Origin of the sequence: Rhizobium sp. ERR 1071 (assembly GCF_007828675.1) — a bacterium.
Classification (GTDB): Bacteria; Pseudomonadota; Alphaproteobacteria; order Rhizobiales; family Rhizobiaceae; genus Rhizobium; species Rhizobium dioscoreae.
The window spans coordinates 125,239-148,664 of record NZ_VITM01000003.1 but is presented as its reverse complement, the minus strand read 5'-3'; the positions used below and the strand labels follow the sequence as shown (position 1 = coordinate 148,664).

The 23,426-nt window shown below is 60.3% G+C and carries 26 protein-coding genes and 2 tRNA genes; 18 read left to right on the top strand and 10 right to left on the bottom strand.

The window, feature by feature from the left end; genetic code table 11:
* Positions 1 to 21: 21 nt before the first annotated feature.
* The 3 genes from FBZ99_RS10835 (at position 22) to FBZ99_RS10825 (ending at position 1,983) form a co-directional block, all read left to right on the top strand.
* Complete coding sequence (locus FBZ99_RS10835; protein WP_113353928.1) at positions 22 to 351, top strand: NIPSNAP family protein; 330 nt, start codon at positions 22 to 24, stop codon at positions 349 to 351.
* Positions 348 to 695, top strand: a complete 348-nt coding sequence (locus tag FBZ99_RS10830) for an antibiotic biosynthesis monooxygenase family protein (RefSeq protein ID WP_113353929.1) — start codon at positions 348 to 350, stop codon at positions 693 to 695. The genes FBZ99_RS10835 and FBZ99_RS10830 overlap by 4 nt, the downstream gene beginning before the upstream one ends.
* 157 nt (positions 696 to 852) lie before the next feature.
* Complete coding sequence (locus tag FBZ99_RS10825; protein WP_095434181.1) at positions 853 to 1,983, top strand: site-specific DNA-methyltransferase; 1,131 nt, start codon at positions 853 to 855, stop codon at positions 1,981 to 1,983.
* 130 nt (positions 1,984 to 2,113) lie between these two features.
* On the opposite strand, the gene FBZ99_RS10820 is transcribed toward FBZ99_RS10825, so the two are convergent.
* From FBZ99_RS10820 to mutY, 3 genes are read right to left on the bottom strand one after another with little or no spacing between them, the layout of a single operon-like run.
* Positions 2,114 to 2,479, bottom strand: a complete 366-nt coding sequence (locus tag FBZ99_RS10820; protein WP_145633075.1) for a nuclear transport factor 2 family protein — start codon at positions 2,477 to 2,479, stop codon at positions 2,114 to 2,116.
* Between the two features lie 4 nt (positions 2,480 to 2,483).
* Complete coding sequence (locus FBZ99_RS10815; protein ID WP_145633072.1) at positions 2,484 to 3,098, bottom strand: HAD family hydrolase; 615 nt, start codon at positions 3,096 to 3,098, stop codon at positions 2,484 to 2,486.
* A complete protein-coding gene (mutY, locus tag FBZ99_RS10810; RefSeq protein WP_186450310.1) occupies positions 3,095 to 4,210 on the bottom strand; it encodes an A/G-specific adenine glycosylase in 1,116 nt (371 codons plus the stop codon). The genes FBZ99_RS10815 and mutY overlap by 4 nt, the downstream gene beginning before the upstream one ends.
* A gap of 95 nt (positions 4,211 to 4,305) precedes the next feature.
* Between mutY and FBZ99_RS10805 the strand changes: the two genes are divergently transcribed.
* The 7 genes from FBZ99_RS10805 (at position 4,306) to ppdK (ending at position 14,170) form a co-directional block, all read left to right on the top strand.
* Positions 4,306 to 4,800: a DUF721 domain-containing protein gene (locus FBZ99_RS10805; RefSeq protein ID WP_095434185.1), complete on the top strand. Its 495-nt coding sequence runs from the start codon at positions 4,306 to 4,308 to the stop codon at positions 4,798 to 4,800.
* Between the two features lie 84 nt (positions 4,801 to 4,884).
* The gene (relB, locus tag FBZ99_RS10800; RefSeq protein ID WP_069613789.1) at positions 4,885 to 5,109 is read left to right on the top strand and encodes a type II toxin-antitoxin system RelB family antitoxin; all 225 of its coding nucleotides are present in this window, start codon (positions 4,885 to 4,887) and stop codon (positions 5,107 to 5,109) included.
* Positions 5,093 to 5,365, top strand: coding sequence for a type II toxin-antitoxin system RelE family toxin (locus FBZ99_RS10795; protein WP_113331941.1), 273 nt, complete (start codon positions 5,093 to 5,095; stop codon positions 5,363 to 5,365). Before relB ends, FBZ99_RS10795 begins: the two co-directional genes overlap by 17 nt.
* Positions 5,366 to 5,546: 181 nt before the next feature.
* Positions 5,547 to 6,236 (top strand): DsbA family protein, encoded by a 690-nt coding sequence (locus FBZ99_RS10790; protein ID WP_069613791.1) that lies wholly within the window; start codon positions 5,547 to 5,549, stop codon positions 6,234 to 6,236.
* 186 nt (positions 6,237 to 6,422) lie between these two features.
* Positions 6,423 to 9,884: a chromosome segregation protein SMC gene (smc, locus tag FBZ99_RS10785; RefSeq protein WP_145633063.1), complete on the top strand. Its 3,462-nt coding sequence runs from the start codon at positions 6,423 to 6,425 to the stop codon at positions 9,882 to 9,884.
* Between the two features lie 125 nt (positions 9,885 to 10,009).
* Positions 10,010 to 11,335, top strand: coding sequence for a hemolysin family protein (locus tag FBZ99_RS10780; RefSeq protein WP_145633059.1), 1,326 nt, complete (start codon positions 10,010 to 10,012; stop codon positions 11,333 to 11,335).
* A 168-nt stretch (positions 11,336 to 11,503) separates the two neighbouring features.
* A complete protein-coding gene (ppdK, locus tag FBZ99_RS10775; RefSeq protein WP_145320857.1) occupies positions 11,504 to 14,170 on the top strand; it encodes a pyruvate, phosphate dikinase in 2,667 nt (888 codons plus the stop codon).
* Between the two features lie 24 nt (positions 14,171 to 14,194).
* Here the strand turns inward: ppdK and FBZ99_RS10770 are convergent, their stop codons facing one another.
* Together FBZ99_RS10770 and FBZ99_RS10765 are read right to left on the bottom strand one after the other, a co-directional pair.
* Positions 14,195 to 14,476 carry a hypothetical protein gene (locus FBZ99_RS10770; protein WP_113353938.1) on the bottom strand — a complete coding sequence of 94 codons (282 nt, stop codon included), beginning with the start codon at positions 14,474 to 14,476 and terminating at the stop codon, positions 14,195 to 14,197.
* Positions 14,477 to 14,567: 91 nt separating this feature from the next.
* Positions 14,568 to 14,984 (bottom strand): hypothetical protein, encoded by a 417-nt coding sequence (locus tag FBZ99_RS10765; protein WP_113331985.1) that lies wholly within the window; start codon positions 14,982 to 14,984, stop codon positions 14,568 to 14,570.
* Between the two features lie 241 nt (positions 14,985 to 15,225).
* Here FBZ99_RS10765 and FBZ99_RS10760 point away from each other — a divergent pair, with 241 nt between their 5' ends.
* A complete protein-coding gene (locus FBZ99_RS10760; protein ID WP_145633056.1) occupies positions 15,226 to 16,158 on the top strand; it encodes a DUF1499 domain-containing protein in 933 nt (310 codons plus the stop codon).
* Positions 16,159 to 16,164: 6 nt separating this feature from the next.
* Here FBZ99_RS10760 and FBZ99_RS10755 read toward each other — a convergent pair whose 3' ends face one another.
* Together FBZ99_RS10755 and FBZ99_RS10750 are read right to left on the bottom strand one after the other, a co-directional pair.
* The gene (locus FBZ99_RS10755) at positions 16,165 to 17,073 is read right to left on the bottom strand and encodes an MBL fold metallo-hydrolase (RefSeq protein WP_145633053.1); all 909 of its coding nucleotides are present in this window, start codon (positions 17,071 to 17,073) and stop codon (positions 16,165 to 16,167) included.
* Entirely contained in the window at positions 17,070 to 17,372 is a 303-nt protein-coding gene (locus tag FBZ99_RS10750) for a cupin domain-containing protein (RefSeq protein ID WP_145633050.1), read from the bottom strand. Before FBZ99_RS10750 ends, FBZ99_RS10755 begins: the two co-directional genes overlap by 4 nt.
* Before the next feature lie 157 nt (positions 17,373 to 17,529).
* Here FBZ99_RS10750 and FBZ99_RS10745 point away from each other — a divergent pair.
* Positions 17,530 to 17,604 (top strand) — tRNA-Gln (locus FBZ99_RS10745).
* A gap of 23 nt (positions 17,605 to 17,627) precedes the next feature.
* Here FBZ99_RS10745 and FBZ99_RS10740 read toward each other — a convergent pair.
* Both FBZ99_RS10740 and FBZ99_RS10735 read right to left on the bottom strand, forming a co-directional pair.
* On the bottom strand, positions 17,628 to 18,008 hold the full coding sequence (locus FBZ99_RS10740) for a hypothetical protein (RefSeq protein WP_145633046.1): 381 nt from the start codon (positions 18,006 to 18,008) through the stop codon (positions 17,628 to 17,630).
* Positions 18,009 to 18,186: 178 nt separating this feature from the next.
* Entirely contained in the window at positions 18,187 to 18,612 is a 426-nt protein-coding gene (locus FBZ99_RS10735; RefSeq protein WP_145633043.1) for a hypothetical protein, read from the bottom strand.
* A gap of 304 nt (positions 18,613 to 18,916) precedes the next feature.
* Here FBZ99_RS10735 and FBZ99_RS10730 point away from each other — a divergent pair.
* From FBZ99_RS10730 to FBZ99_RS10705, 6 genes are all read left to right on the top strand, one after another.
* Positions 18,917 to 18,993, top strand: a tRNA-Pro gene (locus tag FBZ99_RS10730).
* Positions 18,994 to 19,433: 440 nt separating this feature from the next.
* Positions 19,434 to 20,138: a pentapeptide repeat-containing protein gene (locus FBZ99_RS10725; RefSeq protein ID WP_374430690.1), complete on the top strand. Its 705-nt coding sequence runs from the start codon at positions 19,434 to 19,436 to the stop codon at positions 20,136 to 20,138.
* Positions 20,139 to 20,174: 36 nt separating this feature from the next.
* On the top strand, positions 20,175 to 20,672 hold the full coding sequence (locus FBZ99_RS10720; protein ID WP_145633039.1) for a GAF domain-containing protein: 498 nt from the start codon (positions 20,175 to 20,177) through the stop codon (positions 20,670 to 20,672).
* A 177-nt stretch (positions 20,673 to 20,849) separates the two neighbouring features.
* On the top strand, positions 20,850 to 21,299 hold the full coding sequence (msrB, locus tag FBZ99_RS10715) for a peptide-methionine (R)-S-oxide reductase MsrB (protein WP_069613810.1): 450 nt from the start codon (positions 20,850 to 20,852) through the stop codon (positions 21,297 to 21,299).
* Positions 21,296 to 21,823 carry a peptide-methionine (S)-S-oxide reductase MsrA gene (gene msrA, locus FBZ99_RS10710; protein ID WP_113331928.1) on the top strand — a complete coding sequence of 176 codons (528 nt, stop codon included), beginning with the start codon at positions 21,296 to 21,298 and terminating at the stop codon, positions 21,821 to 21,823. The genes msrB and msrA overlap by 4 nt, the downstream gene beginning before the upstream one ends.
* A complete protein-coding gene (locus FBZ99_RS10705) occupies positions 21,820 to 22,236 on the top strand; it encodes a DUF6314 family protein (protein WP_145633036.1) in 417 nt (138 codons plus the stop codon). The genes msrA and FBZ99_RS10705 overlap by 4 nt, the downstream gene beginning before the upstream one ends.
* Positions 22,237 to 22,267: 31 nt before the next feature.
* Here FBZ99_RS10705 and FBZ99_RS10700 read toward each other — a convergent pair whose 3' ends face one another.
* Positions 22,268 to 23,350, bottom strand: coding sequence for a 3-deoxy-7-phosphoheptulonate synthase (locus tag FBZ99_RS10700; RefSeq protein ID WP_173002495.1), 1,083 nt, complete (start codon positions 23,348 to 23,350; stop codon positions 22,268 to 22,270).
* Positions 23,351 to 23,426: the final 76 nt, after the last annotated feature.

Genomic DNA, 23,426 nt, shown 5'->3' with positions numbered 1-23,426 from the left:
CATCAGCAAAGGAGAAAACCCATGATTACCTGTCTCATCCGCTACCAGATCGACCCGTTCAAGCAGGACGCCTTCGCAGCGTATGGCAAAGCCTGGGGCCAGGTCATCCCACGCAATGGCGCGGACCTGATCGGCTATTTCGCTCCGCATGAAGGCTCGCTGACAACAGCCTATGGCATCTACAACATCGAAAATCTCGCCGCCTACGAGGCTTATCGCAAGAGCCTAGCCGCCGATCCGCTGGCGCAGGCCAATCTCGATTTTGCTCGCCGCGAGCGCTTCATCTTGCAGGAAGACCGCATTTTCCTGAAGAATGTCTCGCTGCCGCATGCTCCGAGGATATCGCCGTGATCGCAGTCATTTTCGAAGTTATTCCCCATCCCGACGAACGCCAGCACTATCTCGATATTGCCGCAAGGCTGCGTTCGGAACTGGAAGCGATCGACGGTTTCGTCTCCATCGAACGCTTCGAAAGCCTGACCCAGCCGGGCAAGATCCTGTCGCTGTCCTTCTGGCGCGACGAGGCCGCCGTTCGCGAATGGCGAAACCGCGAGGCGCATCGCGCCGCCCAGAAAGCGGGGCGCAAGACAGTCTTTGCCGACTATCGTTTGCGTGTCGCGCAGGTGCTTCGCGATTACGGTATGACGGAACGCGCGGAAGCGCCCGACGACAGTCACGCAGTCCACGATATCTAGGGCTTTCAACGCGATAGCGCCTTACGATGAGGCCTGCATTCCCGGCGGCTTCGTTGGGAATGCAGAAAATATGACGCCGCTTTAGCCTTTGGTAACCAAGTTAGGTAACCATAACACTCAGTTAAGAGCACCGAGTAAGTGTAACAGCGAGTATCACATGGCGTCAGTTTTCCCGCTTGCCGACCTCAGGACTTCAGCCGTTCCGGGGTCCTGGATCGACACGATCATCAAGGGCGATTGCGTGGCCGCTCTTGAGGCACTGCCCAATCAATCCGTCGACGTCATCTTCGCCGACCCACCATACAACCTCCAGCTTGGCGGCACGCTGCATCGTCCGGACCAGTCGCTTGTCGATGCAGTCGATGACGAATGGGACCAGTTCGCCTCTTTCGAAGCCTACGACGCCTTCACCCGCGCCTGGCTGCTCGCCTGCCGCCGCGTGCTGAAGCCAACGGGCACGATCTGGGTCATCGGCTCCTATCACAACATCTTCCGCGTCGGCGCGACGCTGCAGGATCTGAACTTCTGGATCCTCAACGACATCGTCTGGCGCAAGACCAACCCGATGCCGAATTTCAAGGGCCGCCGCTTCCAGAACGCGCATGAGACGATGATCTGGGCGAGCCCGAACGCCAAGGCGAAGGGCTATACCTTCAACTATGATGCGATGAAGGCCGCCAACGACGATGTGCAGATGCGCTCCGATTGGCTGTTTCCGATCTGCAGCGGCAATGAGCGGCTGAAGGGCGACGACGGCAAGAAGGTGCATCCGACGCAGAAGCCGGAAGCGCTGCTGGCCCGTGTCATTATGGCTTCGTCGAAGCCTGGCGACATCATTCTCGATCCCTTCTTTGGATCGGGCACGACGGGCGCGGTTGCCAAGCGTCTCGGCCGCCACTTCGTCGGCATCGAGCGCGAGCAGGATTATATCGATGCGGCCAGCGCCCGTATCGCCGCCGTCGAGCCGCTCGGCAAGGCGGAACTGACCGTCATGACCGGCAAGAAGGCGGAAGTGCGCGTTGCGTTCAACGTTCTGATCGAGAGCGGCCTCATCAAACCCGGCCAGGTGCTGACCGATGCAAAGCGCCGCTATAGTGCCATCGTGCGGGCTGATGGCACGGTCGCTTCCGGCGGCGAGGCCGGTTCCATTCATCGCCTTGGCGCGAAAGTTCAGGGCCTTGATGCATGCAATGGGTGGATGTTCTGGCATTTCGACGACGGCCGTTCCCTGCGTCCGATCGACGAACTCAGAGCCATCATCCGCAGCGATCTGGCCAAGGTTGAATAGCCTCAGCCATTTTCCGCAACATATCCGCCTTCTTCCGCCGTGTACCTCCAGTCAGGGAAGAAGGTGAAATGCGCAGGGCCTTGCCGGACGATCTATCCGGCAAGGCCCTGCGCGTCTTTAACTTCAGATTTTAGAAGTCCTGGTAATCCGTGACATCGACGCGCACGACGCGACCGTCCTCGTTAAAGGTAATCGTTTCCTCGCCTTCGCGGATCAGCGGCTTGCCCGTCTTGCTGTTGGTTGCGCGGACAGACCAGACGGCACGGCCGGACAGTGGGGTCCGCGTCTCCACCAGCGAGTTGGATGCGGTCTGATCCGGATAGGTGTCGAAATAGCCGCGGAAGGCTTCCATGATCGCCGCGCGGCCGGCAAGGCTGCCGACGCCGTTGGAGACATAGGTCGCATCCTCGGCGAAGAAATTTTCGATCGCCTCATAGTCGAGGCGGTTGATCGCGTCATGGAACAGCTCAATGCGTTCTGCGGGATCGAAGGTCATCGGCTTAAACCTTTATGCCATGGGCGGCGAGATCGCTGCGCAGCTTCTCGGCGCCGGTGAAGTGAACAGCATGCCAGCCGGCAGCGCGCGCGCCTTCGACGTTCGCCTGGGAATCATCGATAAAGATCGTCGAGGCAGGGTCGAGACCGAAGCTCTTGGCGTGGGTATCATAAATCGCGACATCCGGCTTGATCAGGCCGATATCGCCCGAAACCGTCACGCCGCGCGGCTTCTTGAGGAAGGGATAGCGCTCCTGTGCTTCGCGGAACGTGTCAGAGGCGAAATTGGTCAGCATGGTGACATCGCGGCCTTCCGCGATGAGCTGTTCCAGAATAGCGACGCTGTCTTCATAGGCATGCGGAACCATCTCGTGCCAATATTTGCGAAAGCTGCGGATTTGCTCTTCCCGTTCGGGATGATCGGCGATCAGCAGCGCCTCGGCATCGCTCCAGGTGCGGCCGCGATCCTGCTCGAGGTTCCATTCATGAGTGCAGACATTGGCGAAGAACCATTCTCGCTCAGCATCGTCCGGAATGATCCGGCTGTAGGGAAGGTTTGGATCATAGTGGATGAGAACCTTGCCAATATCGAAAACGATGTGCCGTATTTCCGTCGTCATGAATGAATTCCTGATTTTTGCTCTAAAGGCATTTTTGCGAACGCATTGGGAATAGCCTGAGCGATTGCTTTTTTCATGACTGTCGGGAGTGCCTGCTCTTCAAGATTTGTAACCGGCGCCCACCATCCGTCATGGTTGTCCTTCTGCGTCACCGACTTGGCACGCCAGATCGACAATCTCAATTCGAAATGCGTGAAGACATGCGTCACCGAGCCTGCCGGCTGCCAGTCGGCCGGAAAGGGCGCGGCCTCGATGCCGGTCTCGCCGTCGATCCGCGCCGTCCAGCCGGTCGTCGGAACCTCGGTCATGCCCCCGAGCAACCCGCTTTCCACACGCCGCCGCAGGAAGATTTCCCCCTCGTCATTGACGGCGACGAAGGCCGCGCCCTGGCGCACCGGCTTTTCCTTCTTGGCTGCCTTGACCGGGAAACGTTCGGGATCATGCGCAGCCAGCGCCTGACAAGCGCCGTTGAAGGGACAGAGCGAACAGACCGGACGCTTCGGCGTGCAGATCGTCGCGCCGAGATCCATCATCGCCTGGGCAAAATCGCCCGGCCGGTCGGCCGGCGTCAGCGCTGCCACCTTCTGTTTCATCAGCGGCTTGGCGCCGGGGAGCGGCGTCGAAATCGCGTAGAGGCGGGAAATGACGCGCTCGACATTGCCGTCCATCACGGCCGCCTGGCGATTGAACGCGATGGCGGCGACGGCGGCGGATGTATAATCGCCGATGCCTGGAAGCGCTCGCAGCCCTTCCTCGGTATCGGGAAAGCGGCCAGCATGGTCTGCGGCAACCGCTTCGGCGCATTTCTTCAGATTGCGGGCGCGCGCGTAATAGCCGAGCCCCGCCCAGGCGGCCATGACGTCTTCATTCGCAGCGGCGGCGAGATCATTGACAGTCGGCCAGCGCTCCAGGAATTTCGCGAAATAGGCTTTGACCGCCGGCACGGTCGTCTGCTGCAGCATCACTTCCGACAGCCAGACGCGATAGGGGTCCGGCTTCACGCCGCGTGCTGCCATCGCTGGCGAAACCCGCCAGGGCAGGTCGCGATGATGGCGGTCGTACCAGGCAAGCAGCGATGCGGCCGTGGGGGATTCTAAAGTCGTCGTCATGATTTGCCGCGTCGAGGGGAAGTGCTCTATACTTGGCCAAGCTGTGTCGGGCGATCAAGGTGCCGGACGCATAAAGCCTGTGTAGAGACCCAGTTGAAATGAGTTATCCCCGAAAAGGCGAAAAGCAGATTTCCGAGCTGACCAACGGCATTGTCGATCCCGTGCTGGCAAAGCGCGCAGGTATCAATACAACGCTGCTCGGCTGCTGGGACGAGATCGCCGGCGAGGACTTTGCCGATTGCACACGGCCGGAGAAGATCGCGTGGGCGAAGCGAACCGGTCCCGGCATGGACGACCGCTATCAGCCTGGCGTGCTGACGATCGCCTGCGAGGGCGCCCGCGCGCTCTTCCTGACCCATGCCCAGGGTGAACTCATCCAGCGCATTAACAGCTTCTTCGGTTTCTATGCCGTCAACCAGATCCGCATCGTGCAGAAGCCGGTTTCGGTCGCGTCCAAGCGTTCGCGCACGCCGCCGCCACTGAAGGGCGAGGCGGCCCGCAAGCTGGCTGACATGATGGACGGCATTGAAGATGAGAAGATCAGGGCCGCCGTTCAGCGTTTAGGAACGGCCATGGCTTGGAAACGGCGCTAGAAGATAGCGGAGCTGAATTTCGAAATCCGGTTGGATATCCGCTCCCGAGTTGCTATATTTGTATAGCAAACGGAGTTTAATGTTATGCTGGCCCTGAGGCTTCCGCCGGAAATTGAAGCAAGGCTCGATGAGCTCGCCAAGCGTACGGGGCGCAGCAAGAGTTTCTATGCGCGCGAAGCAATTCTCGAGCATCTTGATGATCTTGAGGATATCTATTTGGCGGAAAAGCGTCTCGAAGAGCTTCGCCGTGGTGAGAGTGACACCGTTTCGCTGGCCGAACTGATGGCGCGTTATGGCGTGGCAGATTGAATTTCAACGAGCCGCCGAGCGCGAATTAGACAAACTCGGACATGAGGTTTCCCGCCGAATCTTGAAGTTTCTTTACGACCGTGTTGCCAAGCTGGATGATCCGCGTGCCATCGGAGAGGCGCTGAAGGGCTCGGAACTCGGCGATTTCTGGAAATACAGAGTAGGGGATTATCGTATTATCGCGCACATAGAAGATAGAGCCGTGCGGATACTGATCGTTCGAATCGGCAACAGACGTGAAGTCTATCGAAAATAATCCGACCATGCTGTATTCGATACAGCTAATTGTCTGGTTGCGATTCCGGCAGCAATTTTAGCTTTTTGTCTTTCCCCGGTCACAATTCTTTGAAGAAAGTTGGCCAACCGTGCCTTGTTAGCGGCAAGCTGCCGTTATATCGCATGAAACATTCGAAGCCTCTTTAACGACGGGTGACTCTATGCCGATGTCCGACATGCTCTTGACCAAACGCCACCTGCTGGGCGGTTCTGCCGTTGCAGCCCTTTCCGTGGCGTTCTCTGCCGTTGCAGGCACCGCATCCGCCGCAACTGCAGAAGACGAAGTTCCGCCGTCGGACGGCAATGTCGACATGAATGAAGTGCTGAAGCCCGGCCCGCTGCCGGAGATCGCACTCGGCAAGGAAGATGCGCCGGTCAAGATCGTGGAATACATGTCGCTGACCTGCCCGCACTGCGCGCATTTTGCCGTCACGACCTTCGACACGATCAAGCAGAAATATGTCGATACCGGCAAGGTTCGCTTCATCATCCGCGAATTCCCCTTCGATCCGCGCGCTGCCGCAGCCTTCATGCTGGCCCGCTGCGCCCCGCAGGAACAGTACATGCCGATGGTCGAAATGCTCTTCAAGCAGCAGATCGCCTGGGCTTCTCCAGATGTCGACGGCCGTGCCGCGTTGCTCCAGATGTCGAAACTCGCTGGTTTTACTGAGGATAGCTTCACGAAATGCTTGACGAACCAGAAGCTTCTGGATGATGTCAATTCCGTACGGGAACGCGCAGCCAAGGATTTCGGCGTCAATGCGACGCCGACCTTCCTGATCAATGGCAAGCGCTATGCAGGGGACATGTCTGTTGCTGCCATGTCGAAGCTTATCGACAGCCTGCTCTGATCCGCGCCTTTTTACATCACAGGCGGGCGGCCGAGATTGCACGCCTGTTTTCCATTACCTCCCTCTCGAGGGGGGAGGTCGCGTGGAACGCGCGGGTGGGGGTGATTTCCGGGGTGAACGCATGATTACCTCGCCCCGGACCTCAGGTCCGACTCTGCCCTTCAAGGGGAGGGTGGAGATCAGCCGATGAAATTCAACAGGCTGAGACTTGTCGGCTTCAAATCCTTCGTCGAACCGGCGGAATTCGTCATTGAGCGTGGCCTGACCGGTGTCGTCGGTCCGAATGGCTGCGGCAAGTCCAATCTTGTCGAAGCCCTGCGCTGGGTCATGGGCGAGAATTCCTACAAGAACATGCGCGCGTCCGGCATGGATGACGTGATCTTCTCCGGATCCGGCAATCGCCCGGCCCGCAACACCGCCGAAGTCGGCCTCTACCTCGACAATAGCGATCGCACCGCGCCTGCCGCCTTCAACGACAGCGACGAGATCCAGGTCACGCGCCGCATCGAGCGCGAACAGGGCTCAATCTATCGCATCAACGGCAAGGAAGCGCGCGCCAAGGATGTGCAGCTGCTGTTTGCCGATGCTTCCACCGGTGCCCGTTCGCCTTCCATGGTCGGGCAGGGGCGTATTGGCGAACTCATTCAAGCCAAGCCGCAGGCGAGGCGCCAGCTGCTTGAAGAAGCAGCCGGCATTTCCGGCCTGCATTCGCGCCGTCATGAAGCCGAACTTCGTCTGCGTGCGGCCGAAAGCAATCTTGAGCGCCTAGATGATGTAACATCGCAGCTCGAAAGCCAGATCGAGAGCCTGAAGCGCCAGGCGCGGCAGGCCAATCGCTTCAAGATGCTCTCGGCCGATATCCGCGCCCGCGAGGCCATGCTGCTGCATATCCACTGGGTGCAGGCCAAGGAAGCCGAAGCCGAAGCCGATAGTGCGCTCAACCAGGCAACAGTGCTCGTCGCCGAAAAGGCGCAGATCCAGATGGAAGCGGCAAAGGCACAGGGCATCGCCAGCCTCAAGCTACCTGAACTGCGCGACGAGGAGGCGAAAGCCGCCGCCGCTTTGCAGCGTCTGCAGATCGCCCGCTCCCAGCTGGAGGAAGATGTCAACCGCATCCTCCGCCGGCGGGATGAATTGATTCGTCGGCTGGCACAGCTGGCGGAGGACATCAGCCGCGAGCAGCGGCTTGTCGCCGACAACGCTGCTATTTTGGCAAAACTCGACGCGGAAGAAGCCGATCTCGCCGATATTCTTGCCGATTCCGGCAGGCTTGCCGAAGAAACGCGCTTAGCCTTCGAGGAAGCGGCCACCAAGCTCGCCGACAGCGAGCGGATATTTACGACGCTGACCGCAGAACGTGCTGAAGCTGCCGCCGCTCGCAATCAGCTGGAGCGCGCCATCCGCGATCTGGCCGATCGCAAGATGCGGCTCGAGCGACAGGCCGATGAAGCGAACCGCGAGCTTGCCGCCATCGACGAAAAGATGGCCGATCTGCCCGACCCGAGTGAAAAGCGCGACATGGTCGAGGCGGCGGAAAACGTCGTTGCGGATGCGGAAAGCGAGATCCAGCGTGTCGAAGCCGTTCTTGCCAAGGCGCGTGAAACCGAGGCGCTGTCGCGTGGCCCCGTTGAGCAGGCGCGGGCGCGTCTGAATGCGCTGGAAACCGAGGCGCGGACCATTTCCAAGATGCTGGCGGCGGGCGATACGTCCGGTGCCTTTTCCCCTGTCGCCGAAGAGCTGCGTGTCGACCGTGGCTTCGAAACGGCGCTTGGCGCAGCCCTTGGCGATGATCTGGAATCCTCGCTCAGCTCCGAGGCACCCGTCTATTGGTCGGATAATGGCAGCGGTGCGAACGACCCGGCCTTGCCGGAAGGTGCCGCGCCGTTGATTACCCATGTCGGCGCGCCGGCGGCATTGACGCGGCGTCTGCGCCAGATCGGCATTGTCTCGGTGGAAGACGCGCTGCGGCTGATGCCCGAGCTGAAGCCGGGACAGCGGCTGGTGACCAGGGATGGCGCCGTGTTTCGCTGGGACGGTCACGTGACCGGAGCGGATGCGCCGAGTGCGGCTGCCCTGCGGCTTGCCCAGAAGAACCGTCTTTCTGAGTTGGAAGCCGAAGCGGAGCTTGCGCGCGATGTGCTAGCCGAGGCCGAGGAGCGCCTGTCAGCAGCCGCCGATGCGATCCGCGCAGAAGAAGGTCATCTCACGACCGCCCGTGACGCAAGCCGTCTTGCTGCCCGTCATCTGGCCGAGGCGCGCGAAGCGCTCGCTGCCGCAGAGCGCGCTTCCGGCGATCTCATCCGCCGCCGTGACGTCATCATTGAGGCCGTCAGCCGGCTGCAGGAGCAGCTGGAAGACGTTGTCATGCAGGATGAAAATGCCCGCATCGAGCTGGAAGACGCGCCGAATCTCGACGCCATCGATCTGAAGTTGCGCGACCAGCAGGCCGAAGTCGCAACGGATCGGGGCGTGCTGGCCGAAGCACGCGCCCGCCATGAGGGCTTGAACCGCGAAAACGAGGCGCGGCAACGTCGTATCCTGGCGATCCAGCAGGAGCGCGACACCTGGCATCAGCGCGCCGCCAGCGCCGAGGAGCACATTCAGACGCTGCGCGACCGTGAAGAGGAAGCGCGCGAAGAGGCGGCTGAGCTCGATCTGGCACCCGATGAGTTCGATGACAAGCGCCGCGCCTTGATGAACGAGCTGCAGAAGGCCGAGGATGCCCGCCGACAGGCCGCAGACCGTCTTGCCGAAGCTGAAGGCATCCAGCGCGAAGCCGATCGCCATGCGGCGACGGCACTCTCCGAGCTCGCCGAAAGCCGGGAAAAGCGCGGCCGCGTCGAGGAGCGGCTGGTGTCGGCGCGTGAGCGTCGGCAGGAAAGCGAATTGCGCATCCGCCAAGCCCTGAACGTCGAGCCGCATGAGGCGATGCGCCTGACCGGCCTTTCAGTATCGCAAAACGTGCCTGACCTCCGCGAAGTCGAGCGCGAGCTGGAGCGGCTGAAGATCGAGCGCGAGCGTCTCGGTGCCGTCAATCTGCGCGCAGAAGAGGAAAGCAAGGAGCTGACGGAGCGGCTGCAGGCGCTGATCAAGGAACGCGATGACGTCATCGACGCCATCCGGAAGCTGCGCGGTGCGATCCAGAGCCTCAACCGCGAGGGCCGCGAACGCCTGATTGTCGCCTTCGACATCGTCAATGCGCAGTTCCAGCGGCTGTTCACCCATCTTTTCGGCGGTGGCACGGCCGAACTGCAGCTGATCGAATCCGACGATCCGCTGGAGGCAGGCCTCGAAATTCTCGCCCGGCCGCCCGGCAAGAAGCCGCAGACCATGACGCTGCTTTCCGGCGGCGAGCAGGCACTGACGGCCATGGCGCTGATCTTTGCGGTGTTCCTCACCAATCCCGCGCCGATCTGCGTTCTGGACGAAGTGGATGCGCCGCTCGATGACCACAATGTCGAGCGCTACTGCAACCTTATGGACGAGATGGCGGCCTCTACTGAGACTCGCTTCGTGGTCATCACCCACAATCCCATCACCATGGCCCGCATGGATCGTCTCTTCGGCGTCACCATGGCGGAGCAGGGCGTCTCGCAGCTCGTCTCCGTCGACCTGCAGACCGCCGAACGGCTGCGCGAGATCGCCTGAGAGCGATGATAAAACTGTTCCCGTTTCGACAAGAAATTGCTCCGTCGTCTGCCGCACAGCCCTAAAGCGTGCTAGCGTCGTCTTTAAATCAACAACATGGGCGCTGATCCGCCCGGAAGGGAAGTATGTCTGACTCGACTGGCGGTATTTTCGATATCCTCGGAATACTTGCCGTATTGCTGCTCGTCGCCGCCAACGGTTTTTTCGTTGCGGCGGAGTTTTCTCTGGTGTCCGTCCGCCGCAGCCGCGTGACGGAGCTCGTTGCCGAAGGGCGCATGAACGCCAAGGCGCTGCAGAAGGCGGTCGATAATCTCGATGCCAATCTCGCCGCCACGCAGCTCGGCATCACCATTTCCTCGCTTGCCCTCGGTTGGGTCGGCGAACCCGCTCTTGCTCATCTGCTCGAGCCGCTGCTCGATTTTCTGCCCGGAACATGGGCTGCGGCTGGGTCGCATGCGATCGCCGTCGCCATTTCCTTTATCATCATCACGGCGCTTCATATCGTGCTTGGCGAGCTTGCGCCGAAGAGCCTGGCGTTGCAGCGCAGCGAAGGCACCGCGCTTGGCGTCGTGCGTCCGCTCGGCCTGTTCCTCTTCTTGCTGCGTCCGGCCATTACCGTGCTGAACGGCCTCGGCAATCTCGTGCTCCGCCTTTTCGGCCTGCGTCCCGGTGCCGGCGAGGGCTCGCTGCATTCGCCGGCCGAGATCAAGCTCCTGATCGCCGAAAGCCAGGAGGCTGGTCTGTTGGAACAGGCGCAGCAGGATCTGGTCGAACGCGTCTTCAATATCGGCGACCGCGACGTCTCCGACATCATGACGCCGCGGCTCGAGGTCGAATGGATCGATGCCGAAGACCCACCGGAGGAAATGCAGAAAACCATCCGCGAAAGTCGGTTTGAGCAGCTTCTCGTCGGCCGCGGATCGATCGACGAGCCGATCGGCATGATCCTGAAGAAGGATTTGCTTGACCAGCTTCTGAACGGCGAGCCGCTGAACCCGATGGCCGTCATCCGCCAGCCGCTGGTCGTTCATGAATCCACGGCCGTCTTCAAGGTGCTTGAAAACTTCAAACGTGCGCCAGTCCGCCTCGCCATGGTCATCGACGAATATGGCAGTCTGGAAGGAATCGTCACTCAGACGGACCTTCTGGAAGCGATCGCCGGCGATCTGCCCGATCTGGAAAACGACACGCCCGATGTCGTCGAGCGGGCCGACGGATCCTTGCTGATGGAGGGGATGATGCCTGTCTATGATGCCTTCGCGCGGCTGGGACTGCGTTTCAGCGACGAGGACGTCAATTTCCACACGCTCGCAGGCTTTGCGCTTTACCAGCTCGGCCATCTGCCAGAAGTGGGCGAAAGCTTCTCCTTCGGCGGCTGGCATTTCGAGATCGTCGATCTCGACGGCATGCGCATCGACAAGATTCTCGCCAAGCGCGAGCCGCAACCTTAGCCGTCAAGTCGCTCTGGATGGACCCGAAGGCTCCCGATTCCGATCAATCGATTGAAATCGGGAGCCGCCGGGTCATATTTATTGTGCACTGCAACATTTTGCCATATTTGTCGATTTTCATTTGTGCTGCAGTGAATTAAGTTCAACCGGAGGAGTTGGACGGAGACGATGACGAATTGGGTCTACACATTCGGCGACGGTAAGGCCGAGGGGGGCGCCGGCGATTTTGAACGGCTCGGCGGCAAGGGCGCAAATCTTGCTGAAATGTGCAATCTCGGCCTGCCGGTTCCACCGGGACTGACGATCGTCAGCGATGTCTGCAGCTTCTATTACAAGAACGGCCGTAAAATCCCTGAAGAGCTGAAGCCGCAGGTCATGCGAGGTCTGCAGCGAATGGAGGCCATCACCGGGCGCAAGTTCGGCGATACGGAACGACCGCTGCTGGTATCCGTGCGCTCCGGCGGCCGCGCCTCTATGCCGGGCATGATGGATACAGTTCTCAATCTCGGGCTCAATGACGCTACAGTGCAGGCGCTCGGCCACGATGCCGGCGATGCCCGTTTTGCGTGGGACAGCTATCGCCGGTTCATCCAGATGTATGCCGATGTCGTCATGGGTCTCGACAATGAGGTCTTCGAAGAGATCCTGGAGGATGAGAAGGCCCGGTTCGGTCATGAGTTCGATACCGATCTGACCGCCGTCGAATGGCAGCATGTCGTCTCGATCTACAAGGCAGTCATCGAGGAAGAATTGGGCGAGGCCTTCCCACAGGAGCCGGAAGTTCAGCTCTGGGGCGCTGTCGGTGCCGTTTTTGCCAGCTGGATGAACGCGCGCGCCGTCACCTATCGCAATCTGCATAATATTCCAGAGGCCTGGGGCACCGCCGTTAATATCCAGGCGATGGTGTTCGGCAATCTCGGCAATTCGTCCGCGACAGGCGTCGCCTTCACGCGAAATCCGTCGACGGGCGAGAAGGAGCTTTACGGCGAATTCCTCGTCAATGCGCAAGGGGAGGATGTCGTTGCCGGCATCCGCACGCCGCAAAGCATCACGGAAGTCGCCCGGATCGCGTCGGGCTATGACAAGCCGTCGATGGAAAAGCTGATGCCGGAAGCCTTTGCCGAGTTCCGCAGCATTTGCGCACAGCTGGAAGCGCATTACCGCGACGTGCAGGACCTGGAGTTCACCATCGAGCGCGGCAAGCTTTGGATGCTGCAGACGCGGAATGCCAAGCGAACCACCAAGGCGGCGATGAAGATCGCCGTCGACATGGTCGATGAGGGATTGATTACCGAAGACGAAGCTGTTTCCCGCATCGATCCGACGTCGCTGGACCAGCTTCTGCATCCGACGATCGACCCGCGCGTCCACCGCGAGGTCATCGGCTCCGGCTTGCCCGCATCTCCGGGGGCTGCGACGGGCGAAATCGTCTTCACCGCGGAAGAGGCGATCATTGCCGAGGAAGAAGGCCGCAAAGCCATTCTCGTACGGATCGAGACGAGCCCCGAAGATATTCACGGCATGCATGCCGCCGAGGCGATCCTGACCACCCGCGGCGGCATGACCAGCCACGCGGCCGTCGTTGCCCGCGGCATGGGCATTCCTTGCGTCGTCGGCGCCGGCACCATGCGCATTGACATGCGTAATGAGAAGCTGATCGGTATTGGCGTCACCTTGAAGAGGGGCGATATCGTCACGATAGACGGCTCTACCGGCCAGGTCCTGAAGGGCGAAGTGCCGATGATACAGCCGGAATTGTCAGGTGATTTCGGGCGCATCATGGCCTGGGCGGACCGCTCGCGCCGCATGACGGTGCGCACCAACGCCGACACACCTGCCGATGCGCGCGCGGCCCGCTCCTTCGGCGCCGAGGGCATCGGCCTTTGCCGCACCGAGCACATGTTCTTCGAAGGCGACCGTATCCATGTGATGCGCGAGATGATCCTTGCGGAGGACGAAACGGGGCGCCGCGCCGCCCTCGCCAAGCTCATGCCGATGCAGCGGCTCGATTTCACCGGCCTTTTCACCATCATGCATGGCCTGCCGGTGACGATCCGCCTGCTTGATCCGCCACTGCACGAATTCCTGCCGAAAACGGATGAGGAGATTGCCGAGGTTGCCGGCATCATGAGCATGGAGCCGGCCGCGCTGCGCCAGCGGGTGGATGCGCTGCACGAGTTCAATCCCATGCTTGGCCATCGCGGTTGTCGCCTGGCGATTTCCTATCCGGAGATCGTCGAAATGCAGGCCCGCGCCATCTTCGAGGCGGCGGTCCTCGCTGCACGCGAGACGGGGGCTGCCGTTGTGCCCGAAATCATGGTGCCGCTCGTCGGTCTGCGCTCGGAGCTCGATTACGTCAAGGCCCGCATCGATGAGGTGGCGCGTGCCGTGATGACCGAAGCGAAAATGAAGATCGACTATCTCGTCGGCACGATGATCGAGCTGCCGCGCGCGGCCTTGCGTGCCCATATCATCGCGGAGGCTGCCGAATTTTTCTCCTTCGGTACGAACGATCTGACGCAGACGACATTCGGCATGTCACGCGATGACGCTGCCGCCTTCATCCCGACCTATCAGCGCAAGGGCATCATCGAGCATGACCCCTTCATATCGCTCGATTTCGACGGGGTCGGCGAACTCATCCGCATCGCGTCGGAGCGCGGCCGCCGCACGCGCAACGACATGAAGCTCGGCATCTGCGGCGAGCATGGCGGCGATCCCGCGTCTATCCATTTCTGCGAGGATATCGGATTGGATTACGTATCCTGTTCGCCGTTCCGCGTGCCGATCGCGCGGCTTGCGGCGGCGCAAGCAGCGATCAAGGGGCGAGCCTGATTCTCTAATTCTGAAATATGCAGGTCAGTGGCGCCAGTAGCCGCGATGGTAGTAATATCCCGGACCGCCGACGACAATGGTCGGACCCCAGAAGAAGTCGTCATTGCTTTCCATGAAAGCCCGCTGATCCGCGCGCCGGCTAAGATCCTGATTCATCAGGCAATTGGCAAAGTTCTGGGTGCCTGGCTTAAAGCCATAGCCGCTGCATCTTGACGCATCGGCCGCCCGGATTTCTTCGGCCGTCTGGCAGGAGGAGAGTGCAAGCATAATGGCGAGAAGAGATAGTGCGGAAGCTGCGATACGCATGACATGTTATCCTGAATGCGGATTTACAGGCACAAACTATAGCGTCGCGCGTGGTGGCGCGAAAGACGTATTACCACCGCAGCCAGGTTGCTTAGGCCGCTTCCTTCGGCTTTGTCGGCATCCGCTGCAAGAGATCGACAAAGGCATCGGCGAAGCGCAGCAGGTGCGCGGTGTCTTCATCCGGCTGCAGCAGGCGGATTTCCGCACCGTCTTCGTCCAGAGCGGCAAAGAGGGTGCGCATCGTTGCATTCCCTTCGGGAATTCGCAGCACCGCCAATCTGCGGCAATCGGGTATCAGCCCTTCAGCCGGCAGATCGAACAGGAAGTCGCCCTGCACGGCCGAAGCGGCCTTGCGCACGGCTTCGCAGAAGCCAGGTTCGCCGCCGGAAAAACCCTCAAGCGAAAGCTCCAGTTCAAGCAGCTCCAGCGGCAGGAACGGGTCGATCGTATCGGTTCCGGCAATCGCCGCTCCCGGCACTGATTTGGCAGTGACGTCTTGAGAAAGCATCGGTTCCATCTCATCAAGTCCTTTCACAGCCTCGATAAAACGCTAAAGAATGGCCTTTTTTAGGAATTTAAGCAAGTGCTCACGTTTTTGGTCTAGGCGTTACTGGTTTGAGCTTGGACAAAACATTGGACACCGATGCCGTGACATTCGATTTATTTTCGGCATTTCTTGATCTAAACATAAGTCGCTTTCTGGGATTCGGTGCATCCGGCTTCCGATCCGACGCGCCGACGAGCCTTTGATGACCATTCGTTTCGACCGTCCTGTTTCACATGCCGCCCGCGCCGCGCGTTTGATCGCTTCGTTTGCATTGGTTCTCTGCGGAGTGACGCTGATCGGCCACCGCTTCGGGCCGCTGGAAACGCCTTACTTCGTTCTGCTGCTCCTGATTTCTGCTGGCTGCGCCATCCTGGCGGTGCTGCTCGCGCTGGTCGGTCTTGCTCAGCTCTGGCAGAGTGCCGCCATCGGTGGTGTCTCCGCCGTCAAGGCGCTCGTCTATGCCGCCCTGCCGCTGGCGATTTTCGGTTTCGGTGCCGAGCGCTACTGGACCCGGCCGCATATCTACGAGATTTCGACCGATCTCAACGATCCGCCGGAATGGCTGGCGACGCCGGATGCGCGGCAGTTGTGGCTGCCGCCGCGCCATCTGGTGACGCAGCAGGAACGCGAGGCGCAGTTCGATGCCTATCCCGCTTTGATCAGCCGCCGCTACGAGGGCGCTGCCGACCGTGTGTTGGAGGCGGTGCGCAAGGTTGCGCATGATTATCACATCACCATCGTCAAGGCCGAAGGCGCCGATGTGGCCGATCCGAATGGCAATGTGAGGCCGAAACGGCGTGGACGCCCGCAGACCGTCAATCCAGCCCAGGATGACAGCGCCGCCGGCGATGTGCCCGCTATCGTTCCTGTGCCGACGCCACGTCCCTTCCGTGACGGAGTGGCGGAACTCATCCGCCAGAATACCGACGTCATTCTGCAGGGCGAGGTACGAACCCGCATTTTTGGCCTGCCATGCGACATACTGATCCGTATTCGCGAGGAGGCGGAAACGACGCTGGTCGATATCCGTGTTGCCTCCCGCTACGGCCAGGATGATCTCGGGGTCAGCGCCGATCTGGCCGATGGTTACCTGAAGGCGCTGGATGCCGAACTGCTCGGCATCGCCGGAAGCTGAGACGGCTCAAGCCGGTCGATATGTTCCCAACAGCGCCGGCGGCCCATCGGTTTCCACCTGCCCCTTCTCCACTAAGTCTTCCAGATGCGCCAGCACCGAAAGTGCTGCTGCGCCATGCAGGCGCGGGTCCGTATCGCGATAAATGGCCTTCACCATGTCCGGGATCAGCCGGTCGCCGGCCTTGATGCGTTCCAGCACGGCGCGCTCGCGCATGCGCCGGTGGGTTCTGAGGCCGCGCATGAAGGAGGCCGGCTCCTTCACCGGCCCGCCATGTCCGGGCAGGAACAGCTCGTCGTCGCGGGCGAGAAGCCGCTCCAGCGAGGCCATGTAATCCGCCATCGATCCGTCAGGAGGCGCGACGATCGAGGTCGCCCAGGCCATGACATGATCGGCGGAAAAGACGATGCCCGTGCCCTCGAGCGCGAAGCAAGCGTGGTTGGCCGTATGGCCAGGCGTCAGCAGCGCCGTCATCGTCCAACCGTCTCCAGAGACGTTTTGACCATCGGCGAGCACGATATCGGGCTGAAACTCCATGTCGGAGCTTTCGGCAAAGGGATTGACCTCGCCCTGATGCAGCGGCCGCGCAGCCCGATGCGGCCCTTCGCCGACGGTCAGCGCCCCCGTCGCCTCCTTCAGCCGCTTCGCCAGCGGAGAGTGATCGCGATGAGTATGGCTGACAAAGATATGCGTGACCTCGCGCCCCTTCAGCGCCGCCATCAGGGCAGCGAAATGCTCTTCATTCTCCGGGCCCGGGTCGATGATGGCGACGGAAGAGCCGCCGACGATGTAGCTGTTGGTGCCGTGGAACGTGAAGGCGCTGGGATTGTTGACCGTCATCCGCTTGATGCCAGGCGCAACGGGGACAGCGCGGCCATAGGCGGGCTCGAAGGCGAGGTCGAAGTCGGGCGTGCTCATGATTGCTTGTATTCGATTTCGATGAATGACATCGGCTCGGTGCCGGCATTGACGACATTGTGCTCCACGCCCGCCTCGCGCCGGTAGGCAGCGCCCCTGGCGATATCGACACGCTTGATACCGCCGGGCTCCTCCAGCAGAAACTGGCAATCGGTCATCGGCACCACGACATAGCCAAGGCCATGCACATGATGGCCGGTATCGGCGCCAGGCTCGAAATCCCAGCGCGTGATGCGGCAGACAGCGTCGTCGAGAAGCACGGTGGGCATGGCCGGAGGGCGGGCGCGAAACTGGCTCATCGGACCTCTTCACTTCAAATGCGGTGCAACAAGACCTATCATAGCCGCGCAGAAAGCACACAGAAATATGCATCCGCACATCACTTAGTCATTGTAGCGCGATGCGACCTTTGCTAATCAGACGCCGATTTGGCTGGCATGACAGCTATTTCTCTGTTGGGGCGTCGCCAAGCGGTAAGGCACCGGTTTTTGGTACCGGCATTCCCAGGTTCGAATCCTGGCGCCCCAGCCACACGACATCCGACAAAGCAGTGATTAGTTGACCTTCTTCGGCTTGACGACCGCGGGCTCAACAGGTGTTGATCCTGCCCATGCAAGCTTGTTCATGAATGCGCTGCAAGCCTGCATGTCGCCAACCAAGATCGATGCGCCTACGAAGTTTCCGTTCACCCGGTCGCGAGCCTTCTTAACGTCCGCGTCCGTCGCGCCGAGTGCTTTCGCCTGGGCAAGGTTTTTCTCGGCATCGGCGCGCATTTGTACAACCGAGCTGTATCCACCGTAAGCCGGACAGTTCGTGGCAATCGTTTCCGCGCCCGCATAGCGGTTTAGGTAAGTTTCCATCGGCGATCCGGGGGTGGTTGCACAGCTTGCGAGCGCAGATATTCCGGCCAATGCCGCAAGGGATTTCAACTTCATATTAGCACCAATAAAAGTAAATTAACGTTGAAGTTGCAATCAACGATATAACTTTTAAGATGTCTATAGTGAAATAACGAAGGGTGAGGAGAAATCCCTAGGTGGGTGACTTGCACACAAAAACAGGCAGCCCTCGCAGGCCGCCCGCTGATATTGTTTCGGGATGAAGCTTTTGGCCTTAGTCCGCTTGTTCGGCTTTTGCAGCCTTTTCCGGTGGAGCCAGAAGCTCGGCGCAATAGGATGGTCCGCTGACGCCGGGCTGGTCGCCGAGGATTTTAACCGAGCGGATTTCGTAGCTCTGGTTGGTGACGATGTCGGCCTTGCAGCTGAGGGAGCGCTTGCCGGCTTTCTTGCCGTCCTTGTTGACGATGGTGACGTTCTTGTAGCCGCCACGCCAGGTGTAGACGCGATTACCGCCTTCATCGCGATCTGAGATCGGCGGGCCGTAAGCCGCGAAGAAGCGGCCTGCGGACTGGCCCTGCCAGCGATCCTGAACGGGGTTCTTCGCAAGCAGCGGCAGGGCTGCTGTCGTTGTTGTCGTCGTGGTGCTGCAACCGGCCAGCGCCAGCAACAGTCCAGCCGCGGTCATCATGCGGATATTCATCGTGTCGTCCTTGAGCTTCTGTCACGCATAAGGTTGCGGAAAAGCCGCGCTGTCCCACGACATTTCCACCTGTCCCGCTTAGGGCTTTAGCGCCAAAGCCGGCAAAAGAAAATTCCCATCAGCGTGTACAAACGGGATTTTACTTGATCTGTTGCGTCTTTTGCACGCCGGCATTTTCGGCCGCTGTTTCCTGCCGGTTTTCTAGGCAGATGCGGTTGTAATTTTTTCGTCAAAAATCAAAAGGTTTTTTGAGATTGGTGCTTGTGCATCAAAAACGGCTGGTCTATAGAAGCGCCGCTGGTCACGGAGTGTAGCGCAGTCTGGTAGCGCACCACGTTCGGGACGTGGGGGTCGAGTGTTCGAATCACTCCACTCCGACCAGCTTAAAATACTGATCTTGTTCCCGAAAAATCTCCCATTTAAGAGTGCTGTCTGCTCGCCTTACAGGGCCGGGCGGGGTTTCGCCAATGCCTGATGGCGGCGTTTCGATCAGACCGTCTCGCTCTTCAAGGACGGGCGTATGAGGCTTTGCCGCAATCCTTCTGGTACCTGTCGCCTATTCCCCCCTTTCATAAGCTCACATCCAAACCGCGCCTCAGGTACGCTTTTACAAAACCAGCTCTTTTTGTCGCCCGAAGCACCATATACAAGGAAGAGGGACGTGCATCCGACTCAGGCGAGAGTTCGGCTGGCAGGTGCTGGAGCGGAGTAACGGAATGGGTCTTGTTGACGGGGTGGCCAGATTGGCTGGGGAGACGATCATGGGGCGACGGCAGACTAACAGCGCTTTGCGCAGTAAGGCCGTTGGAAAGAGATTGGGAATCGCTACCGGCTTCAGTGTGCTGGCGTTGAGCGCCGCATTTCTTCTGGGTTCCAGCAGCAATGCCCTGCGTGCCGCCGATTGCGGCAATGTCGCCGGACCTGGGCTTGACTGGAGCGGCTGCAGCAAGACCAATATCATGCTGCAGAGCAGCGACCTTCACGGTGCCAATCTGGCCGGCGCGCATTTCGACAGCACCGATCTCAGCGACACCAATCTGACCTCGGCCAATCTCGAGAAAGCGACTCTGGTGCGTGCCTGGCTGAAGAATGCCAAGGCCGACGGCGCCAACTTCGCCAAGATCGAGGCATATCGCTCCGATTTCAGCAACGCCTCCGCCAATGGCGCGTCCTTTGCCAATGCCGAATTGCAGCGCGCCGAATTTGCCGGCGCGCAGCTGAAGAACGCCGATTTTCAGAAGGCGGAGCTCGGCCGTGCCGATTTCGACAAGGCCGTGCTGACGGGCGCGAATTTCTCCTTCGCCAATCTCTCGCGCGCCACGTTGAATGGCGCGGTGATGGACGGGTCGACCTCCTTCAGTGGCGCCTTCATGTATCTGACGCGCATCGAGGGTCTTGATCTTTCGAAGGCAAGCGGTCTGCAGCAGGCGCAGATCAATCTGGCTTGTGGGGACAATACGACCATATTGCCGTCCTGGCTGAAGGCGCCGTCCAGCTGGCCTTGCCCGCCCGATGAGAAGGACTGACGGTCTTTTCGCGACAGACACTTGAAAGAGCAACCCATGTTCGTAGAAAAATCGATCTCACACGACAGCAAGCTCGAATTCTATCGAGAGCTTGCGGATCAGCTGAAGGCCTTGCTTGATGGTGAGCGCGATGGGATTGCCAATGCGGCCAATACCTCGGCGCTGATCTTCCAGATGCTGCCGGAGCTTAATTGGGCGGGCTTTTATTTCCTTCACAGGGAAGACGAGCTTGTGTTGGGGCCGTTTCAAGGCAAGCCCGCTTGTGTCCGCATTGCCGTCGGTCGCGGCGTCTGCGGAACAGCGGTCGAAAGGGCGCAGTCGGTCCTCGTCGAGGATGTGCATGCCTTTCCCGGGCATATCGCCTGCGATGCGGCCTCGCGATCGGAGCTGGTCGTGCCGCTCTTTCGCGATGGGAATGTCTTCGGCGTCATCGATCTCGATAGCCCGCTGCCCGGCCGCTTCGATGGTGACGATCAAGCCGGTATCGAGGCGCTCGCCGCGATTTATGCGGCCTCAAGCGAGGCGAATGGCTAAGCTGCAGGAAGGGCTGGGCGTCACGCAGTCGTGATCGATATGGCAAATCGATCGCGTGATACCTATATTGGCCCTGCAAACACTCCCTCAGCGCTGCTCGAGCTTCATCCGGCCCTCTCCGTGTCCCCAGGACCAGGCCAAGCTCGGAGGGCGTGCCGAGGGGCAAGGAGAACAACAATGGGCAAATACAGCAAGACGGCAGAGGCCATCGCCAAGCTTACCCCTGAGCAGTATCGCGTGACGCAGCAGAGCGGCACGGAACGTCCCGGCTCCGGTGAATATCTCTATAACAAGCAGCCGGGCATCTATGTCGATATCGTCTCGGGCGAGCCGCTTTTTGCTTCCGCCGACAAATTCGATTCCGGCTGCGGCTGGCCGAGCTTCACCAAGCCGATCGAACCCGCCAATGTCAGCGAATTGACCGACATGTCGCATGGCATGGTGCGCGTCGAAGTGCGCTCGGCCAATGGCGACAGCCATCTGGGCCATGTTTTCCCGGATGGTCCGATCGATCGCGGCGGCTTGCGCTATTGCATCAATTCCGCCTCGCTTCGCTTCGTGCCGCGTGACCGCATGGAGGCAGAGGGCTATGGTGCCTATATCGATCAAGTGGAGGATGTAAGATGACAACGGAACGTGCAGTTCTCGCCGGCGGTTGCTTCTGGGGCATGCAGGATCTCATCCGCCGTTACAACGGCGTCATCTCGACGCGCGTCGGCTATAGCGGCGGCGATGTCCGCAACGCCACCTACCGCAACCACGGCACCCATGCCGAGGCGATCGAAATCATTTTCGATCCGCAGAAGATCAGCTATCGCGATCTGCTGGAATTCTTCTTCCAGATCCATGATCCGACCACGCGCAACCGGCAGGGCAACGATGTCGGTTTGAGCTACCGCTCGGCGATCTTCTACACCAGCGAAGAGCAGAAGCAGGTCGCGTTGGATACGATCGCCGATGTCGACGCTTCCGGCCTTTGGCCCGGCAAGGTCGTCACTGAGGTCGCCCCCGTCGGCGATTTCTGGCAGGCAGAGCCGGAGCACCAGGATTATCTGGAGCGCTATCCGAACGGCTATACCTGCCACTTCATCCGGCCGGGCTGGAAACTGCCGCGCCGGCAGGCCGACGCAGCGCAGCGCGCGGCGTCATGATGAAAGGATCGGCCGGCGCTGGCCGGCTGGACTCCTTCCTTGGCTCATGGGAGGTGAAGCGGCGGATCATCGATCGCTTCAATCGCTCCTTGGTCACATTCGAAGGGCAGGCGTTCGTTACGCCTGTCCAGTTCGAGGAATATGGCGATACGCGAAGCGACCATGCAACGCTGAGAAGCAGCCGCACCTATCGGCTTGACGATGCCGACGACGATCTCGTCGTGCGTTTCCCCAATCTTTCGGAATTCATTCGCATCGGTGAGGGCGCCTCGCAGCGCGTCACCCATCACTGCGGTCCCGATCTTTATCGAGGCCGTCTGTTCTTTCGCACGTCGGATGATTGGGCGGAGATGTGGCATGTGCGCGGGCCCAGAAAAAACTACCTGAGCCTCGCGCACTACCGACGCATTTGATCGGAACCGGTCTCCCGAATGGGAGGCCGCGTTAGCGAGCCTGGCGCCGTGCCCGGACGGCCTTCGCCAAATCTTCCAGCGTGCGCACCGAGGTCGGCCAGTCGATGCAGCCATCCGTGATGCTTTGGCCGTAAACCAAAGGCTTGCCCGGCACGAGATCCTGGCGGCCGGCGACGAGATTGCTCTCCATCATCATGCCTTTGATCCGCCGATCCCCGCCTGCGACCTGCTCCGCGACCGATGTGACGACGAGCGGTTGGTTTTCCGGGTTCTTGCTGCTGTTGGCATGGCTGGCGTCGATGATGATGCGCGGCTCGAGCCCGACCTTGAGGGACTGTTCTGCCGTCGACTGCACGCTTTCGGCGTCATAATTGGGCTCTCTGCCGCCTCGCAGGATGATGTGACAATCCTCGTTGCCGCGGGTCGAGGCGATCGCGGCAAGGCCTTCCTTGGTCACGGCCGGGAAGTGATGCGGTTGCGATGCCGCGACGATTGCGTCGAGCGCGATGCGCACGTCGCCATTCGTGCCGTTCTTGAAGCCGACAGGGCAGGAGAGGCCGGATGCGAGCTGCCGATGCACCTGGCTTTCGGTCGTCCTCGCGCCGATCGCGCCCCAGCTCACGAGATCGGAAATATATTGCGGCGTGATCGTATCGAGATATTCGCAGCCTGCCGGCAGACCGATCTCGTTGACGTCGAACAGCAGCTTGCGGGCGATGCGCAGGCCTTCCTCGATGCGGTAGCTGCCGTCGAGATGCGGGTCGTTGATCAGACCCTTCCAGCCAACCGTCGTACGTGGCTTCTCGAAATAGACGCGCATGATGATTTCGAGATCGTCCGCGAAGCGGTCCCGTTGTTCCCTGAGCAGGGCGGCATACTCGTGGGCAGCAGCCGGATCGTGAATGGAGCAGGGGCCGATCACAACGATCAGTCGGTCGTCTTCGTCGCGCAGGATGTTGTGGACGGCGTTGCGCGCCCCGGTGACGGTCGCTGTCACCGCCTCGTCGCGGGGGATTTCATCGATAATTCGAGATGGCGGTGTCAGCGCCGTGATCTCGACAATGCGCAAGTCGTCAGTGGAATTCAACACGGTATCGGTTCCTTTTGGGGTCATACCGTGGCGACAAAAAAGCCGCCAGGTAGAACTAGCGGCTGTTCGGGTCTTTGCTGTCGTGTCTTTTCTAACTACG